13 protein-coding genes are annotated in these 17,398 nt (G+C 60.1%); 9 read left to right on the top strand and 4 right to left on the bottom strand.

What is annotated here, in order from left to right:
- Positions 1-11: 11 nt before the first annotated feature.
- Complete coding sequence (gene mfd / locus JTJ32_RS18275) at positions 12-3,464, bottom strand: transcription-repair coupling factor (RefSeq protein ID WP_210042876.1); 3,453 nt, start codon at positions 3,462-3,464, stop codon at positions 12-14.
- A gap of 189 nt (positions 3,465-3,653) precedes the next feature.
- Here mfd and JTJ32_RS18270 point away from each other — a divergent pair, with 189 nt between their 5' ends.
- From JTJ32_RS18270 to JTJ32_RS18255, 4 genes are all read left to right on the top strand, one after another.
- Entirely contained in the window at positions 3,654-5,117 is a 1,464-nt protein-coding gene (locus JTJ32_RS18270) for a glyceraldehyde-3-phosphate dehydrogenase (protein WP_083185824.1), read from the top strand.
- A 172-nt stretch (positions 5,118-5,289) separates the two neighbouring features.
- Complete coding sequence (locus JTJ32_RS18265) at positions 5,290-6,555, top strand: MFS transporter (RefSeq protein ID WP_210042875.1); 1,266 nt, start codon at positions 5,290-5,292, stop codon at positions 6,553-6,555.
- A gap of 128 nt (positions 6,556-6,683) precedes the next feature.
- Positions 6,684-7,844, top strand: a complete 1,161-nt coding sequence (locus JTJ32_RS18260; RefSeq protein WP_210042874.1) for a sensor histidine kinase — start codon at positions 6,684-6,686, stop codon at positions 7,842-7,844.
- A 95-nt stretch (positions 7,845-7,939) separates the two neighbouring features.
- Complete coding sequence (locus JTJ32_RS18255; RefSeq protein WP_184323237.1) at positions 7,940-8,197, top strand: hypothetical protein; 258 nt, start codon at positions 7,940-7,942, stop codon at positions 8,195-8,197.
- 112 nt (positions 8,198-8,309) lie between these two features.
- Here JTJ32_RS18255 and tcuC read toward each other — a convergent pair whose 3' ends face one another.
- Positions 8,310-9,602, bottom strand: a complete 1,293-nt coding sequence (tcuC, locus tag JTJ32_RS18250) for an MFS transporter (RefSeq protein WP_099228946.1) — start codon at positions 9,600-9,602, stop codon at positions 8,310-8,312.
- Between the two features lie 522 nt (positions 9,603-10,124).
- Between tcuC and JTJ32_RS18245 the strand changes: the two genes are divergently transcribed.
- Positions 10,125-11,102 carry an FAD:protein FMN transferase gene (locus JTJ32_RS18245; protein WP_184323313.1) on the top strand — a complete coding sequence of 326 codons (978 nt, stop codon included), beginning with the start codon at positions 10,125-10,127 and terminating at the stop codon, positions 11,100-11,102.
- Positions 11,103-11,237: 135 nt separating this feature from the next.
- Positions 11,238-12,632, top strand: a complete 1,395-nt coding sequence (sthA, locus tag JTJ32_RS18240) for a Si-specific NAD(P)(+) transhydrogenase (RefSeq protein ID WP_099228945.1) — start codon at positions 11,238-11,240, stop codon at positions 12,630-12,632.
- 42 nt (positions 12,633-12,674) lie between these two features.
- On the opposite strand, the gene JTJ32_RS18235 is transcribed toward sthA, so the two are convergent.
- Both JTJ32_RS18235 and JTJ32_RS18230 read right to left on the bottom strand, forming a co-directional pair.
- Positions 12,675-13,397 (bottom strand): glycerophosphodiester phosphodiesterase, encoded by a 723-nt coding sequence (locus JTJ32_RS18235; RefSeq protein ID WP_210042873.1) that lies wholly within the window; start codon positions 13,395-13,397, stop codon positions 12,675-12,677.
- A gap of 55 nt (positions 13,398-13,452) precedes the next feature.
- Positions 13,453-14,040 (bottom strand): PilZ domain-containing protein, encoded by a 588-nt coding sequence (locus JTJ32_RS18230; protein ID WP_210042872.1) that lies wholly within the window; start codon positions 14,038-14,040, stop codon positions 13,453-13,455.
- A gap of 102 nt (positions 14,041-14,142) precedes the next feature.
- Here JTJ32_RS18230 and JTJ32_RS18225 point away from each other — a divergent pair, with 102 nt between their 5' ends.
- From JTJ32_RS18225 to JTJ32_RS18215, 3 genes are all read left to right on the top strand, one after another.
- Positions 14,143-15,393 (top strand): lipoprotein-releasing ABC transporter permease subunit, encoded by a 1,251-nt coding sequence (locus tag JTJ32_RS18225; RefSeq protein WP_210042870.1) that lies wholly within the window; start codon positions 14,143-14,145, stop codon positions 15,391-15,393.
- Between the two features lie 7 nt (positions 15,394-15,400).
- The gene (gene lolD, locus JTJ32_RS18220) at positions 15,401-16,084 is read left to right on the top strand and encodes a lipoprotein-releasing ABC transporter ATP-binding protein LolD (RefSeq protein WP_173335977.1); all 684 of its coding nucleotides are present in this window, start codon (positions 15,401-15,403) and stop codon (positions 16,082-16,084) included.
- 62 nt (positions 16,085-16,146) lie between these two features.
- Entirely contained in the window at positions 16,147-17,391 is a 1,245-nt protein-coding gene (locus JTJ32_RS18215) for a lipoprotein-releasing ABC transporter permease subunit (RefSeq protein ID WP_184323240.1), read from the top strand.
- The last annotated feature ends 7 nt before the right edge of the window (positions 17,392-17,398 follow it).

Here is a 17,398-nt window from a genome sequence, read left to right as displayed (position 1 = left end):
GTATGAATCCTTCAAGCAGTTGTCGGGGTCAAGCGCTCGAGCAGCGCTTCGATCGTGTTGAAACGCTCATCTGCGCGCTCCATCGGCACCATGAATTTGAACAGTGTGGCGCCTTCGAACTTGTAACGGTTGGGCTGGCTCTGGATCAGCTTGATCAGCGTCAGCGGGTCGACCGGCGTTTCGGCGGCAAACTCGATGCGTCCGCCCTGCGGCCCGGCGTCGATCTTGCGAATGCCCAATTGCTCGGCGCGCAGTTTGAGCTGCGTGATACGCACCAGCGCCTTGGTCGGCTCCGGAAGCAGGCCAAAGCGGTCGATCATCTCGACTTGCAGGTCCTTCAAACCCTCTTCGTCGGCGGCATTGGCAATGCGCTTGTAAAGGATCAGGCGAGTATGCACATCCGGCAGATAAGCCTCGGGAATCAGTGCGGGCACGCGCAGGTTGATCTCCGGCCCGCCGCCCAGCGGCTGGTCGAGGTTGGGCTGTTCGCCCTTGCGAATCGACTTCACCGCACGTTCGAGCATTTCCATGTACAGCGTGAAACCCACGGCCTGGATCTGGCCGCTCTGGCCGTCGCCCAGCAGTTCGCCTGCACCCCGTATTTCCAGGTCGTTGGTGGCAAGCACAAAGCCTGCCCCCAGATCCTGCGTATTGGCGATGGCTTCCAGACGCTTCTCGGCATCGCGGGTGACTTGCTTGCGTGGCGGTGTCAGCAGATAGGCATAAGCCTGGTGGTGACTGCGCCCGACACGGCCGCGCAACTGGTGCAGTTGCGCCAGTCCGAACTTGTCGGCGCGCTCGATGATGATGGTGTTGGCGCTCGGCACGTCGATGCCGGTCTCGATGATGGTCGAGGCGATCAGCACGTTGAAGCGCTTGTGGTAGAAGTCGCTCATGACCTGTTCGAGTTCACGCTCGCGCATCTGGCCGTGGCCGATGCCGATACGGGCTTCGGGAACCAGTTCGGCGAGGTCGGCGGCGCATTTCTCGATGGTCTTGACGTCGTTGTGCAGGTAGTAGACCTGCCCGCCGCGCAGCAGCTCGCGCAGCAGCGCTTCCTTGATCGTGGGCTTGTTCTGCTCCATGACGAAGGTGCGCACCGACAGCCTGCGCGCAGGCGGCGTGGCGATGATCGACAGGTCGCGCATGCCCGACACGGCCATGTTCAGCGTGCGCGGAATAGGCGTTGCGGTCAGGGTCAGAATGTCGACTTCGCTGCGCAGGGCCTTGAGCTGTTCTTTCTGGCGGACACCGAAACGGTGTTCTTCGTCGATGATGACCAGCCCCAGATTCTTGATCTTCACATCATCCTGCAACAGCTTGTGCGTGCCGATGACGATGTCGATCTTGCCTTCGGCCAGATCGGCCACTGCGGCGCTGACGTCCTTGGCCGATTTGAAACGGCTCATGACTTCGACGGTTACTGGCCAGTCGGCGAAACGATCGCGAAAACTGTTGTAGTGCTGCTGGGCGAGCAGGGTGGTCGGCACCAGAATCGCGACCTGACGCCCGCCATGCACGGCGATGAATGCAGCGCGCATGGCCACTTCGGTCTTGCCGAAACCCACGTCGCCGCAGACCAGACGGTCCATGGGCTTGGGTGCCAGCATGTCGGCGCGTACAGCTTCGATGGTGGTCTGCTGATCCGGCGTCTCTTCGAACGGGAAACCCGCGCTGAAGGTCGCATAGTCGGCTTTCGGATCGGCGAATGCGTAGCCTTCGCGGGCGGCGCGGCGGGCGTAGATATCCAGAAGCTCGGCGGCTACATCGCGCACTTGCTCGGCGGCTTTGCGCTTGGCTTTCTGCCAGGTTTCCGAGCCCAGGCGGTGCAGCGGCGCCATTTCATCGTCGCTGCCGGTGTAGCGTGCGATCAAGTGCAGGTTGGCCACGGGGACGTACAGCTTGGCGTCCTCGGCGTAAGCGAGCATCAGGAACTCGGCAACCTGATTTTCGACTTCCAGCGTGGCCAGGCCCAGGTAACGACCGACACCGTGGTCGATGTGCACCACCGGCGCGCCTTCACGCAGTTCGGTCAGGTTCTTGATGACTGCATCGTTATTGCCACCATCGGTGCGCTTTTCGCGGCGACGGCGCTGCATGACGCGCTGCCCAAACAGTGGACTCTCCGCAACCAGTGCAAGGGCCGGGTCTTCCAGCAGCAGGCCTTCGTCCAGCGGCGCAATGGTAATCGCCAGCCGATCCTTGCCATCCACGAAGTGGAGCCAGCTGTCGACCGTCTTGGGCCGCAGCTTGAGGCGCTCCAGCAACTCCAGCAGCACTTCTCGGCGACCTGCGGATTCGGCGGTGAACAGCACGCGACCGGGGAATTCATCGAGGAATTTTGACAGCGCCGCCAGCGGCTGGACTGCCTTGGCTTCAATGGCCAGATCCGGCAGGCTCTGTGCGGGGAAGCGCGAACGATCGCCGCCGGCCTCGATGTCCTGTTGACTGGCGACGACGCGAGGCCAGTTTTTCAGGCGCGCGAAGCAGTCTTCGACCGGCAGGAAAAGCTCGGCGGGTGGCAGCAGCGGACGCGATGGGTCGACGCGCCGCTCTTCGTAACGGTTGCGCACGTCTTTCCAGAAGTTTTCCGCCGCCTGCTCAATGCCTGGCAGCGAGAACACTTGAGTGTCCTGCGGCAGGTAGTCGAACAGGGTCGAGGTTTCCTCGAAGAACAGCGGGATGTAGTACTCGATGCCAGCCGGTGTAATGCCGCTGCTCAAGTCTTGAAAAATCGGGCTGCGGCGGAAATCGACGTCGAAACGCTCCCGGAAGCGCGCCTTGAAGCGTGTGACTTCTTCTTTCTTCAGCGGGAATTCACGCGCGGGCAGCAGGCGTACCGACTCGACCTTTTCGATGGAGCGCTGCGTGTCCGGGTCGAAGGTGCGCAGGGTCTCGATCTCGTCGTCGAACAGGTCGATGCGGTAAGGCACCTTGCTGCCCATCGGGAACAGATCGATCAGCGCGCCACGCACCGTGAACTCGCCATGCTCGTACACCGTGTCCACGTAGCGATAACCGCTGGCCTCCAGGCGGGTGCGCATGGCCTCGACATCAAGCTTCTGGCCGACGTCCAGCACCAGGCTGCTGCCCAGCAGGAATTTGGTTGGCGCGAGTCTGTGTAGGGCCGTGGTGATCGGTACTACGAGAACGCCGTGTTCCAGTTCCGGCAGGCGATACAGGCTGGCGATACGCTGGGAGATGATGTCCTGATGCGGCGAGAACAGATCGTAGGGCAGGGTTTCCCAGTCCGGGAAGTGCAGAACCGGCAGCGTGGGCGCAAAAAACTTCAGCTCCTGTTCCAGCCGCTCGGCACTCTGGCTGTCGGCGGTCAGAAGCAGGGTGAAGCGCTTGGCGGCGCTGGCAGCCTCGGCGATCGCCAGGCTCAGTGCGGCACCGGGAAGATTGCCCCAGTGGTGTTTGCCTGCAGCGGCAGAAAGAAGCGGTAGACGCAGAACTGGCACGGAAGGTCAGGCTCCAGGCGTTGCGACAGGGGCGGCGATTGTAGCGGGGGAAGGTGGTGGCTGTCAGTTTTCCGGTCGATTACCGTGTATTTACGGGCCGAAATTATGTAGTGCCTAACGATCTGACAGTCGCGCATTGCTCATAAACACTGGCTTGGTCATAATGTAGCCCCTTTTTTCAGCCCCTACATGTGGAAGGTTCCCGTGACTCAGAAGCCCGACCAGTGTCTTGGTGAATGGATCGATCGTGAAGCCCTCGCCGAGGCGATGATCCCGCTTATCGGTCAGCTCTACCGCAATAATAATGTGGTGAGTTCGATCTATGGCCGCAGCCTGATCAACCGTTCAGTCATCGCGATTCTCAAAGCTCACCGCTTTGCGCGCCATCGTCAGTCCGATGCGAGCGAGTTGTCCGTACACGAGACTTTCCCGCTCATCAAGGCGATGAGCGAGCTTAAACTGGGCGCCGCTTCGGTGGACCTGGGCAAGCTGGCGGTCAAGTTCAAGACCGAAGGCAACGGCCGTACGCCTGAGCAGTTCGTGCGTGACGAACTGGCCAGCGTTGTCGGTCAGCAGAACACCAGCCCGCGCAAGGGCACGGACGTTGTGCTGTACGGTTTTGGTCGCATCGGCCGCCTGCTGGCGCGCATCCTGATCGAGAAAACCGGTGGTGGCGACGGCCTGCGCCTGCGCGCCATCGTCGTGCGCAAGGGCGCGGAAAACGATCTGGTCAAGCGTGCCAGCCTGCTGCGTCGTGACTCGGTGCACGGTCCGTTCGACGGCACCATCACCATCGACGAAGCCAACAGCACCATCACCGCCAATGGCAACCTGATCCAAGTGATCTACGCCAAGAACCCGACCGAGGTGGACTACACCCAGTACGGGATCAAGGACGCTCTGCTGGTGGACAACACCGGTGTGTGGCGCGACGCCGACGGTCTGGGTCAGCACCTGTCCTGCCCTGGCATCGACCGCGTCGTCCTGACTGCGCCGGGCAAGGGCAAGCTGAAGAACATCGTGCACGGCATCAACCACGGCGAAATCACCGCTGACGACAAGATCGTTTCTGCGGCTTCCTGCACCACCAACGCCATCGTGCCAGTGCTCAAGGCAGTCAACGACAAGTTCGGCATCGTCAACGGTCACGTTGAGACGGTTCACTCGTACACCAACGACCAGAACCTGATCGACAACTTCCACAAGGGCGACCGTCGTGGTCGCAGCGCCGCGCTGAACATGGTCATCACCGAAACCGGTGCTGCCACGGCGGCTGCCAAGGCGCTGCCTGAACTGGCCGGCAAGCTGACCGGCAATGCGATCCGCGTTCCGACGCCGAACGTGTCCATGGCCATTCTCAACCTCAACCTCGAGAAGCAGACCACTCGTGAAGAAATGAACGAGTACCTGCGCTACATGGCGCTGCATTCGGACCTGCACAAGCAGATCGACTTCGTGAACTCGCAGGAAGTGGTCTCCACTGACTTCGTGGGCTCGCGTCACGCCGGTGTGGTGGACGCCGAAGCGACCATCGTCAACGATAACCGCGTTGTCCTGTACGTCTGGTACGACAACGAATTCGGTTACAGCCATCAGGTGGTTCGTGTGATGGAAGACATGGCTGACGTCAATCCGCCAGCGTTCCCGCAGTAAATATGCGCTGCCCGGCCAGTCCGGGTAGTGTGTGACGAAAGGGCCGGATCCTGTGCAAACAGGGTCCGGCCCTTTTTTGTGGGTTGGTGGCGGCGACAGATCGTGGGAAGATCGACGCCCGCGACGTAGAGCTGATAGTCGCGCAGGCGATGGCTCATGGAAGGGTGTTCGGATGAACAATGGTTCGGTCATGGATGGTGCGCAAAAACAACTCAAAACCAGTTTCTTCTTTCTGTTTCTGACGATATTCATTCCTTTCGGCCTGGGCCACTTCGTTTCCTACCTGTTCCGTACCGTCAATGCCGTGATCTACGTGGATCTGCAGGCTGACCTTGGTCTGCCTGCCAGCAGCCTCGGGTTGCTGACCGGCGTGTACTTCCTGACGTTTGCCGCTGCGCAGATTCCACTGGGCGTGATGCTGGACCGGTATGGGCCACGCAGTGTGCAGGCACCGATGCTGCTGTTTTCAGTGCTGGGCTCGGTCATCTTCAGCCTGTCCAGCACCGAGACCGGTCTGCTGATCGGGCGAGGATTGATCGGTTTGGGCGTCGCGGGCTCGCTGATGAGCGCCATCAAGGCCTGCGCCATCTGGCTGCCGGTCGAGCGTCTGCCGTTGAGCACCGCCTGCCTGCTGTCGATTGGCGGCCTCGGCGCGATGGCATCCACCACGCCTCTGCACCTGCTGCTCGAGGGGTTCACCTGGCGTGAGGCGTTTCTGATTCTGGCGCTGCTGACGTTCGGAGTGGCAGGAATCATTCATTTCAGCGTTCCAAGAACATACGAGGCCCGGCCTGCACGGTTTGCCGACATGTTTGCCGCAGTCGGCAAGCTGTACGCCTCCTGGACCTTCTGGCGTCTGGCGCTCTACTCAGTGTTCGCCCACGCCATTTACATGTCGGTGCTGTCATTGTGGATGGGGCCGTGGCTGCACGACGTGGCTGGTCTGAGCGAATCCGACATGGCCGGTGTGCTGCTGTTCGGCGCGGTCGCGATGGTCGCAGGCTCCCTGGCGTTCGGCACGATAACGGATTATCTGCGCCGCTTCGGCGTGCAGCCGATCATGGTGTGCGGCACTGGTATGGCAATCTTCATCGGCGTCCAGGTGCTCATGATCAGTGGGTTGCCGGTTTCGCCTTATCTGATTGCCATGGGCTTCAGCTTCTTTGGTACCTCGACCACCATGAATTACGCCATCGTGGCGCAATCGGTTTCGCCGGAACTGGCAGGAAGGGTGAGTTCATCCTTCAATCTGGTGGTGTTCGTGCTGGCGTTCATACTGCAGTGGCTGGCGGGGGCAGTGCTGAACTTCTGGCCGACTCTGGACGGCGTGGCGCATCCGCCAGAGGCCTATCAATGGTCGCTCGGACTGATGATCGCGCTGCAGGTGCCAGGGCTGTTGCTCTGGATGAGTTTCAGGCCATGGAAGCTCAAAGGATGAGGTCATTACGATAAAAATCGCCTGTGCGTGTGTAATACCTGTAGCTTCGCGCCCAGATTTGCTGGATCGCAACCTGCGTCGCGAGGCGTTTTGCGCAAGACATTCCCCCTGGTAATGGAGTACACGGCATGCGGCTGGCTGATTTCATCGTTCAGAATATCGAACCCATCCTGCAGCAATGGGAAGACTTCGCGAAAACCATGACCCCGGCAGCAGATGGCATGGACACGGCGGCCTTGCGGGACCACGCCGAGCAAATGCTGCTCGCGATAGCTGCCGATCTGCGAACGGCGCAGACCCACGCCGCGAGAATCTCGAAGTCTCATGGCGAGGCGCCGGATTCACTCAGTCGCACCGCTGCCGAGACACACGCCGACACTCGGCAGGTCTCAGGCTTCACGATCGGTCAGATGATTGCCGAGTATCGGGCCTTGCGAACCAGCGTGCTCGTGCTCTGGATGCCGCCGAAGGGCGTGACTAAAGATCAGGAGATTTCAGACATTATCCGATTCAACGAGGCGATCGATCAGGCGCTTGCCGAATCGGTGGTGACCTACACGCAGGCGGTAGATGCTGCACGAAACGTCTTTCTGGGCATTCTCGGGCATGACCTGAGAAGCCCGCTGGGCGCGATTTCGCTGAGCGCCGAGGTGCTGTTGGGGGCAGGCGACCTGCCTCCCGGAGCCACTAAAAACGTGTCGCGTATATTCACCAGTGTAAGACGGTCGGTCAGCATCGTCGGTGACCTGCTGGATTTCACTCGCACCCAGTTGGGCTCAGGCATTCCGGTGCGCAGGCGCATGGACGATCTGGCGCAGGCTTGTGAAGCCATGGTTGAGGAAGCGCGTGCCTATCATCCTGATCGCACTATCGTCCTGCTGTCCGAGCCCCGGCTTGCTGCCAGTTTCGATCGTTCCCGGATGGAGCAGGTCATTTCCAACCTGATTGGCAACGCGATCAAGCATGGCGATTCCGGTAAGGCCATTACAGTGACCCTGAGCGATGATCAGGGGGGTGCCTGCCTGTCCGTCCATAACGAAGGCGTTCCGATTGAAGAGGGTGCCAGGGCCGGTCTTTTCAGTCCGATGGTTCGGTACCTTGGCGAAGGCGGCGTTGAATACGGTGCTGGCGCAGGGTTGGGACTCGGGCTTTATATCGCGTCCGCTATCATCAATGCCCATGAGGGCAGTATCGATGTGGATTCCGTCGCTGGCAGGGGCACCACATTCACGGTCAGAATTCCGTTAGCGCCCAGCCCTTCTCCAGCATCGCTTTCCGCAATGCAGTGAATAAAAAAACCGTCGGTCAGTTACTTCCAGATACATAGAAACTTGCGAGCGTGCATTCACTCACAGTTTCAAGACTTGGTTATCGGAGGGATGGGATGATGATTGACGATCTCATCAAGTGGAACAGCCGCTGGCGGCTGAACAGGCGCGTGGTGTCTTGCAGGGTTTGCCTGGCGGGGCAGGAGGAAGCTGATCGCGGAGCGGTGTTCCTGCATTCCAAAGGTTGCTGGTGCGAGCACGAGAAATCCGATCCCTGGGCTGAGCTGGACAAGGCGTGCGGTCAGGCTGCGGACTGGAATCCGCAGGTTGCCACGGGCGCTCCGTCTTATCATTCGAGGTATGGGGCGCGCTGAATAGCCAGCGCCTGATGAGCCCCGGAGAGAATAAATGCAAGGTGCAGATGCAGAAAACCCCGGTCTGAACGACGTCAGACCGGGGTTTTTTATGGCGTGCTGCGACCCGTTGTCAGGCCGTCGCTGCAGCGCCAGGTGCTTCAAGCTTCTGGCCGCCCTTGCGGAACAGGACCAGCGTTGCGATCAGGCCCAGCACGGCGGCGCCGGTTAGCCAGATGCCCGGTGCTGCCTTGTTGCCCAGTGCATGGATCAGGTAAGTACAGGCTGCTGGCGTGAAGCCACCGAAGGTCGCAGTCGCCAGGCTGTAGGCCAGCGAGAACCCTGTGGTGCGGACTTCGACCGGCATGATCTCGGTGAGCGCAACGACCATGGCACCGTTGTAGGAGCCGTACAGGAACGAGAACCACAGCTCGACCATCAGCAGATGGCTGAAGCTTGGGTGTTCCACCAGCCACGACAGGGCAGGGTAGGCGGTGGCAATGGCCAGCACGGTGGCGGCTATCAACAAAGGCTTGCGCCCGATACGGTCCGAGAACGAACCCATGATCGGCAGCCAGATGAAGTTCGACACACCCACGCACACCGTCACCAGCAGGCTTTCGAGGTCTGTCAGGTTCAGCTCGTTCTTGCCGAACGTCGGTGTGTAAGCTGTGATCAGGTAGAACGACACGGTGGTCATGACCACCAGCGCCATGCCGCCCAGCACCAGACCGAAGTTCTGGCTGATCGAGCGAACCACTTCACGCAGGGTCGGACGATGCGTACGGGCTTCGAACTCGGGGGATTCTTCAAGTGAGCGGCGAATGATGAAGATGGCCGGCACAATCATGCAGCCAACCAGGAACGGCACACGCCAGCCCCAGTCAGTCATCTGCTCGGCGCTGAGCCAGTGGTTCAGGCCAACGCCCAGCAGACCGGCAAATACCACCGCCGCCTGCTGGCTGGCGGACTGCCAACTGACGAAAAAGCCCTTGCGACCCGGTGTCGAGATTTCCGCCAGGTAGACCGAAACGCCACCCAGTTCCACGCCTGCCGAGAAACCTTGCAACAGGCGTCCCAGCAGCACCAGCAACGGCGCAGCGACACCCAGCGTCGCATAGCCCGGTACACAGGCTATCAACAACGTGCCCGCAGCCATCATGGCGAGGGTAACGATCAGACCTTTACGGCGTCCGTGGCGGTCGATGTAGGCACCCAGAAAGATTGCGCCCAGCGGCCGCATCAGGAAGCCTGCGCCGAATGTGGCCAGCGACAGCATCAGGGATGCGAAAGCGCTGTCTGAAGGAAAGAAAGCTTTGGCAATGGCCGTGGCGTAAAAGCCATAGACCATGAAGTCGAACATTTCGAGGAAGTTACCGCTGACAACGCGAAAGATCGCCTTGCCCTTACTGGTTGTGGAGGCCATTTAGTTACTCGCTCAGGCTCATCGGCTTGGAGGCCGTTGTCGTTTTTATCCCGCATGCGTCAAAACCGTGAAGTATCCCGCTCATCACGCACATTTGTAACAGTATGTGTTACGTGGCTCAAAGACAACCGTTTCGGGAATTACCTATTAGCTGGAAGGGGATTGACAGCGCTTAAAGTGTCTGGAAACAACCATGTTGGTTGAGCAGCACAACACGTAACACTGGGCGTGTTGCAGGCAACGGCACCACCTGTCTGAAACTGCTGTGGGACTTGTCGGACTTTCGCCTGTACTGAAGGGCAGTGCTTCGCAAACGATCGATGTGATTAGAGTGAATGGCCGTTTCGGCCTTGCCCGACGCTGCCGGGCAAGGCACTCTTGCTGGCTTTTGACCTCGCGGTGCTCGGCATTGAAGGCGAGCGCTCCAGGATGGGTATTCAAGACACTGATGTGCAGGGCGCTGATTTGCAGGGAATAGGGTTACGAGGGCTGGGCAGGTTGGCGGTATGCCTGTGGCTGGTCATGTGTGGTGGCTGCGAGCGGGAGCGGACGCTGGAAAGTTTTGGCGGGCCGACCATGGGCAATCACTATTCAGTGGTTTACGCCCGTGACGCCACAACGCCCGATCGCGCCCATTTGCAGTCCGAAGTCGAGACCGTGCTGGCCGAAGTGGATCAGCAAATGTCGACCTGGCGGCTTGATTCGGACATAAGCCGGTTCAATGCGCTGCCCGCCAACAGTTGTCAGTACATGCCGCCCGCCGTGCTGGAACTCATTGATGTTGGCAGGCAGTTGTCGCAGGCGAGCAATGGGGCCTTCGATCTGACCGTAGAGCCTCTCATGGAGCTCTGGGGTTTTGGCGCTCACGCCTCCAAGACACAGCAGGTGCCATCCGCACCGCAACTGGAGCGTGCGCGGGGCCTGATCGGTTATCGCAATCTAAGAATCGACGGTCAGCGTTTGTGCAAGGACGCCGCCGTGCAGGTGGATCTCAACAGTCTGGCGGCCGGTCATACTGTTGATCGCATCGCCCGTTATCTGGAAACGGTCGGCGTGCACGATTACATGGTGCAGGCCATGGGCGAGATGCGTGTGAAGGGTCGCAAGCCGCACGGTGCGCCCTGGCAGGTGAAGCTGGAAGCACCCCGCGATGATCGAGAGACTGCACAGAGAATCTTCCAGCTGGACGACTACAGTGTATCCACCTCCGGTGATTATCGTGATCATTTCGAGCATGGACGGCACGCGCGTTCGCGTACCTTCGATGCGCTGAACGGTCTGCCGGTCAGTCATGCGCTTGCTTCGGTCACGGTGCTTCATCCCTCGGCCATGATGGCCGACGGGCTGTCGTCGCTGTTGTTGATTCTGGGACCTGAGCGGGGATGGAGTTACGCGCAAGAGCATCAAATTGCTGCTTTTTTTGTGATTCGTGCCGATAAGCGCTTTATCATTCACAGCAACGCGTCGTTCGACCGGCTCGTGATGGAGCGACCACTTTAAGTGCGGCACAGACAAAAGTGGCCTTCGACGCGACCAAGGGTTAATGTTCGCCGCCTCGGCGCAGCGCTAGGCTGCGCCGCGTGATTTAGCCAGAGATGCCAGAGTGGCGCCTCGGACTGTTCTAAAGGAGTACGCATGGCTGTCTACAACTACGACGTAGTGGTACTGGGTTCCGGCCCAGCCGGAGAAGGCGCGGCAATGAACGCCGCGAAGGCGGGACGCAAGGTCGCCATGGTCGACAGCCGTCGGCAGGTGGGCGGCAACTGCACTCATTTGGGCACCATCCCGTCCAAGGCGCTGCGTCACTCGGTCAAACAGATCATTCAGTTCAACACCAACCCCATGTTCCGGGCCATTGGCGAGCCGCGCTGGTTTTCGTTTCCGGATGTGTTGAAGAACGCGGAGATGGTCATCTCCAAGCAGGTTGCCTCACGCACCGCCTATTACGCCCGCAACCGGGTCGATGTGTTTTTCGGGACGGGCAGTTTTGCCGACGAGAACAGCATCAACGTGGTCTGCGCCAATGGCGTCATGGAAAAGCTGGTCGCCAATCAGATCATCATCGCCACCGGCTCGCGTCCCTACCGGCCGGCGGACATCGATTTCAGCCACAAGCGTATCTACGACAGCGACACCATCCTCAGCCTGGGACACACCCCGCGCAAGCTGATCATCTACGGTGCTGGCGTGATCGGCTGTGAGTACGCGTCGATCTTCAGCGGTCTGGGTGTGCTGGTCGAGCTGGTGGACAACCGCGATCAACTGCTGAGCTTCCTCGATACCGAGATTTCGCAGGCGCTAAGTTATCACTTCAGCAACAACAACGTGATGGTTCGCCACAACGAAGAATACGAAAAGGTCGAAGGCCTGGATAACGGGGTGGTTCTGCACCTCAAGTCCGGCAAGAAGATCAAGGCCGATGCCTTGCTGTGGTGCAACGGACGTACCGGCAACACGGACAAGCTGGGTCTGGAAAACATCGGCCTCAAGGCCAATGGCCGTGGCCAGATAGAAGTCGATGAAACCTACCGCACCAGCGTTGCCAGCGTTTACGGTGCAGGTGATGTGATCGGCTGGCCGAGTCTGGCCAGTGCTGCTTATGACCAGGGCCGCTCGGCTGCGGGCAGTGTGGTCGACAATGGCAGCTGGCGTTATGTGAATGACGTGCCGACCGGTATCTACACCATTCCCGAGATCAGCTCGATCGGCAAGAACGAGCACGAACTGACCCAGGCCAAGGTGCCGTACGAAGTGGGCAAGGCGTTCTTCAAGGGCATGGCGCGTGCACAAATCTCCGGCGAGCGCGTGGGAATGCTGAAGATACTGTTCCATCGCGAGACGCTGGAAGTACTGGGCGTGCATTGCTTCGGCGACCAGGCATCCGAAATCGTGCACATCGGTCAGGCGATCATGAGCCAGCCGGGCGAAGCCAACTCGATCAAGTACTTCGTGAACACCACGTTCAACTACCCGACCATGGCCGAAGCCTATCGGGTAGCCGCTTACGATGGCCTCAACCGGCTTTTTTGAGCGACTCCGGCCGGTGGCCTGAGCCGGCCGGGGCGACCGATTTCAGCGATTCCCGAGCGTGGCGGTGGCCAAACCGGGAAAGTCTGTAATCAGGCTGTCTACGCCGAAGTCAGCGAGCCTGCGCATCAGCGCCGGTTCGTTGACCGTCCATACCGACACATGCAGCCCCTGACGCTGTGCCTTTTGCAGGCGTTCAGGGGTGCATAACGTCCAGTTCAACGCCAGAATTTCGCAACCATAGTTCTGCGCGACCTTCAGCGGGTCGAGCCAGGCGTATTCGGCCACCAGTCCCCGCGAGATATCCGGTGTCAACTCGACCGCGGCGCGCAACACTTCACGGGAGCTGGACGTGATGGTGACCTTGTTCAGCAAGCCGTGACGCTGAGCCATTTCGCGGATTGCCAGCACGGTGTTTGCGGCGCGGGTGCGTGAGGCGCTTTTGACTTCCAGTTGCCAGTGTTCGAAGTTGCATTTTTCGAACAGCTCTTCCAGGCGCGGAATCGGGCAGGGGTTCACCCAGCCAGGTCCACCCTTGCGTGCGTCGTAGGTCACGAGGTCCGAGGCTTCATGTTCATGGACCTTGCCGCGCCGGTCGGTGGTGCGCTTGAGGGTCGGGTCATGGATGACGATCAGTTCCCCGTCACGCGACAGGTGCAGGTCCAGTTCGCAACGGTGAACGCCATGCTTGAGGCATTCCTGAAAGCTGGTCAGGGTGTTTTCCGGTGCTTCGCCCTTGGCGCCGCGGTGGCCGTAGATAAGGGTCACGTTTACTCCTGGCCTCTAAGGCGCCAACTACTTGTGTGATCGGATGAAGGGTTGATCATGAGCCCGAGGGCTGCCCTCGCTCCAGCGCCTGCCGACGTTGCTGCGCCTGACGTTGCAGAACGTGGCGGGCAATCAGCTGGCGCTGCGCATCGGGCAGTTGCACGAACTCGACCCAGGTGTCGAAACCGCCGTCGGCCTGCGGATCGCTCTGCGTGACTCTGGCGTGCAGCATCAGACCGGATGCCTGTGGCATCAGCACCATCTTGATCGAGAGCTCTTCGCCCACCGTATAATTTTGCAACGAATTGAACTGCATGCCGCCTTCGGACAGTTTGACCTGCTGCGGTGTGCCGAGCTTGCCCAGCGCGGTGTGGGCGACGACCTGGCCGAGCAGGTCGATGCGCTTGTTCAGCGACTTGAGAAAGCTGTTGAGCACGCGGTCCCGCTCATCGAGCTGGCGCAGCAGATGCTGGGATTCGAATTCGCTGACATGCAGCTCGCTGAGCAGGTCGAACAGCGCCGAGGTCTCTTTAATGGCCTCGTGGCTGGCGGTCTCGGCTGCGGACAGCGGGTTAATTTCCAGTGCGACGCTGGCATCGATACGGTAGTATTCGCGGCGTTCTGCTTCATCTAATGTCGACATGGCGAACCCATGGTAGCGGCGGTGGTCAGAGAGTCTCGAGTGTAAAGCTGCACGTCAAGGCCCGCCACACGGACGTCCTCATTCCTGCGAACAAAGTCCCTAATGTTCAGACCTCTTTTTGTATTCATCGGCACGCGCTACACACGTGCAAAACGACGTAACCATTTTGTTTCCTTCATTTCCCTGACTTCCATGATTGGCCTGGCGCTTGGCGTTGTGGTGATGATAGTCGTGTTATCGGTCATGAATGGCTTCGATCATGAAATGCGCACCCGCGTGCTCGGAATGGTGCCCCACGCCACCATCGAGTCCGGCGATCCGATCACTGACTGGAAGGCGCTGGCCGCCAGGGTTCAGGAGAACCCTCAGGTGCTTGCGGTTGCGCCGTTCACTCAGATGCAGGGTCTGCTGACCCATGAAGGCAAGGTGCAGAAAGTGCTGCTCAACGGCATTGATCCGGCTCAGGAACGCAAGGTGTCGATCATCGACAACTTCATCCAGCAGGGTAAGCTCGACAGCCTTGAGCCCGGCAGTTTCGGCATCATGATTGGTGACAAGGCGGCGGCCAAGCTGGGTGTGGCGGTCGGCGACAAGCTGACCTTCGTGGCGCCTGAAGTGTCGCTGACGCCTGCTGGCATGTTTCCGCGCATGAAGCGTTTCGAAGTGATCGGCATTTTTCATGTCGGCGCTGGCGAGATCGACGGCTACCTGGGCCTGACCAATCTCGACGATCTGGCGCGCCTGCATCGCTGGAAGCCCAATCAGGTTCAAGGCCTGCGTCTGAAGTTCGACGATTTGTTCGCGGCACCGCGTACGTCGTGGGAAATCGCCCAGAAGCTGGGTGAAAACAATTTCTACTCCCGAGACTGGACCCGCACACACGGCAACCTGTATCAGGCGATCCGCATGGAAAAAGCCATGATCGGATTGCTGTTGCTGCTGATCGTGGCCGTAGCGGCGTTCAACATCATTTCCACGCTGGTCATGGTGGTCAACGACAAGAAGGGTGATATCGCCATCCTGCGCACGCTGGGCTCCACGCCACGCCAGATCATGGCGATCTTCATGGTGCAGGGGACAGTGATCGGCGTTGTCGGCACCCTGATCGGCGCGGCGCTGGGCATTCTGGCTGCGCTCAACGTCAGCGCGGCGATATCGGCGCTCGAAGGGCTGATAGGCCACAAGTTTCTCAACGCCGACGTCTATTTCATCGATTACCTGCCTTCGCAACTGATGGCCCAGGACGTGTTCCAGGTCTGCGGTGCGGCGTTGGTCCTGAGTTTCCTCGCCACCCTGTATCCCGCCTGGCGTGCTGCGCGCACCCAGCCGGCGGAGGCGTTACGTTATGAGTGAGTCGGGCATGTCTGATAAAGCTGTATTGAGTTGCCGCAACCTGGGTAAATCCTACGAGGAAGGCCCGGAGTCAGTGGTTGTATTGTCCGGCCTGCAACTGGAACTTCACCCCGGTGAGCGCGTCGCCATTGTCGGCAGCTCGGGGTCGGGCAAAAGTACCTTGCTCAATCTGCTGGGCGGTCTCGATACGCCTTCGCAAGGCAGCGTCTGGCTGGCGGGTGAAGAGTTGTCGGCGCTGGGCGAGAAAGCCCGTGGACTGTTGCGCAACCGGGCGCTGGGTTTCGTCTACCAGTTTCACCATCTGTTGCCCGAGTTCACGGCGCTGGAAAACGTCTGCATGCCGCTGCTGATTGGCCGTACGGCGATTCCCGAGGCTCGCAAGCGCGCCACTGCTCTGCTGGAACGGGTGGGTCTTGGGCATCGCCTGGCGCACAAGCCTTCCGAACTGTCCGGCGGCGAGCGCCAGCGCGTGGCGATTGCCCGTGCACTGGTCAATCAGCCGGGGCTGGTGATGCTCGACGAGCCGACCGGCAACCTCGACCATCACACCGCCCAGGGCATTCAGGATCTGATGCGTGAACTGAGCACCTCGTCGCGCACCGCGTTTCTGGTCGTGACCCACGACATGAGCCTGGCCAGACAGATGGACCGCGTGTTGCGTCTGGAAGACGGTCGCCTCGTCGAGGCTTGATTCACCCGGCCCGGCGCAAGTCATCGCGTCGGGTTCTACACTTTTTCTACGGTGCTCCGCGAATGTTCAGACCGTTACCCATCTTCATCGGCATGCGCTATACCCGCGCCAAGCGCCGCAAAAGCTTTATCTCGTTCATTTCGATGACCTCGATGATCGGTCTGGCACTGGGTGTGCTGGCAATGATCGTGGTGCTGTCGGTGATGAACGGTTTTCAGCGTGAAATGAGCTCACGGATTCTCGGCATGGTGCCCCATGCCGTGATCGCTGGCACAACGCCTGTCGACGACTGGAAACCGCTGGCCGCCGCTGCCTTGAAAAATCCCGAAGTCACGGCAGCCGTGCCGTTCACCGACATGGAAGGCATGCTGTCCTATAAGGGGTCGATGCAGCCGATCCAGATCAGCGGTGTTGATCCGGCGCTCGAGCACGAAGTGTCGATCGTCACTCAACACATCACTCGCGGCAGCCTTGAAGACCTGAAGCCCGGCGAGTTTGGCGTTGTGCTGGGTGATCTCACCGCACGTCGCTTCCGGCTGAGTGTGGGTGACAAACTGACCCTGATCGTGCCCGAAGTCAGTAGCGCGCCGGGCGGCATCACCCCGCGTCTGCAGCGTCTGACGGTCGTCGGCGTGTTCAAGGTCGGTGCCGAGCTGGACGGCTCCATGGCACTGATCAACATCGCGGATGCCGCGCAGATGCAGCGCTGGCAGCCGAATCAGGTCCAGGGCGTACGTCTTGCACTGAAAGACCTGTACATGGCCCCGCAGGTGTCGACCGCCATCGCCGGTAGCCTGGGCGACGGGTATCGCGCCGATGACTGGACGCACACGCAAGGCAGTCTGTTCAGCGCGATGAAGATGGAAAAGACCATGATCGGTCTGCTGTTGCTGATGATTGTCGCGGTGGCCGCGTTCAACATCATCGCCACATTGATCATGGTGGTGAATGACAAGGGGGCCGACATTGCCATCCTGCGCACGATTGGCGCGACACCGAAGCAGATCATGGCAATCTTCATGGTGCAGGGCACGGTGATCGGTATCGTCGGGACGCTGATCGGCGGGGTGCTCGGCATCATCGCGGCGCTGAATGTCAGCAGTCTGGTGGGCTGGATCGAGCGGGTCAGCGGCCAGCACATCTTCAGCTCCGACGTGTATTTCATCAGCAACCTGCCGTCCGAGCTGCAGGGTGGCGATGTGCTGCTGATCTGCAGCGCCGGTTTCATCCTGAGCTTTCTGGCCACGGTCTATCCGGCCTGGCGCGCGGCGCAGATCGAGCCAGCGCACGCATTACGTTACGAGTGACCGGGCG

It is taken from the genome of Pseudomonas alliivorans (genome assembly GCF_017826695.1).
Taxonomy (GTDB): Bacteria; Pseudomonadota; Gammaproteobacteria; order Pseudomonadales; family Pseudomonadaceae; genus Aquipseudomonas; species Aquipseudomonas alliivorans.
This window is presented reverse-complemented; position numbering and strand designations above follow the sequence as displayed.

Bases quoted from the DNA above. Each gene is read 5' to 3' on its own strand.
- JTJ32_RS18270 (WP_083185824.1), top strand. From the start codon at position 3,654: ATGTGGAAGGTTCCCGTGACTCAGAAGCCCGACCAGTGTCTTGGTGAA.
- JTJ32_RS18265 (WP_210042875.1), top strand. From the start codon at position 5,290: ATGAACAATGGTTCGGTCATGGATGGTGCGCAAAAACAACTCAAAACC.
- JTJ32_RS18260 (WP_210042874.1), top strand. From the start codon at position 6,684: ATGCGGCTGGCTGATTTCATCGTTCAGAATATCGAACCCATCCTGCAG.
- JTJ32_RS18255 (WP_184323237.1), top strand. From the start codon at position 7,940: ATGATGATTGACGATCTCATCAAGTGGAACAGCCGCTGGCGGCTGAAC.
- tcuC (WP_099228946.1), bottom strand. From the start codon at position 9,602: ATGGCCTCCACAACCAGTAAGGGCAAGGCGATCTTTCGCGTTGTCAGC.
- JTJ32_RS18245 (WP_184323313.1), top strand. From the start codon at position 10,125: ATGTGTGGTGGCTGCGAGCGGGAGCGGACGCTGGAAAGTTTTGGCGGG.
- sthA (WP_099228945.1), top strand. From the start codon at position 11,238: ATGGCTGTCTACAACTACGACGTAGTGGTACTGGGTTCCGGCCCAGCC.
- JTJ32_RS18230 (WP_210042872.1), bottom strand. From the start codon at position 14,040: ATGTCGACATTAGATGAAGCAGAACGCCGCGAATACTACCGTATCGAT.
- JTJ32_RS18225 (WP_210042870.1), top strand. From the start codon at position 14,143: ATGTTCAGACCTCTTTTTGTATTCATCGGCACGCGCTACACACGTGCA.
- lolD (WP_173335977.1), top strand. From the start codon at position 15,401: ATGTCTGATAAAGCTGTATTGAGTTGCCGCAACCTGGGTAAATCCTAC.
- JTJ32_RS18215 (WP_184323240.1), top strand. From the start codon at position 16,147: ATGTTCAGACCGTTACCCATCTTCATCGGCATGCGCTATACCCGCGCC.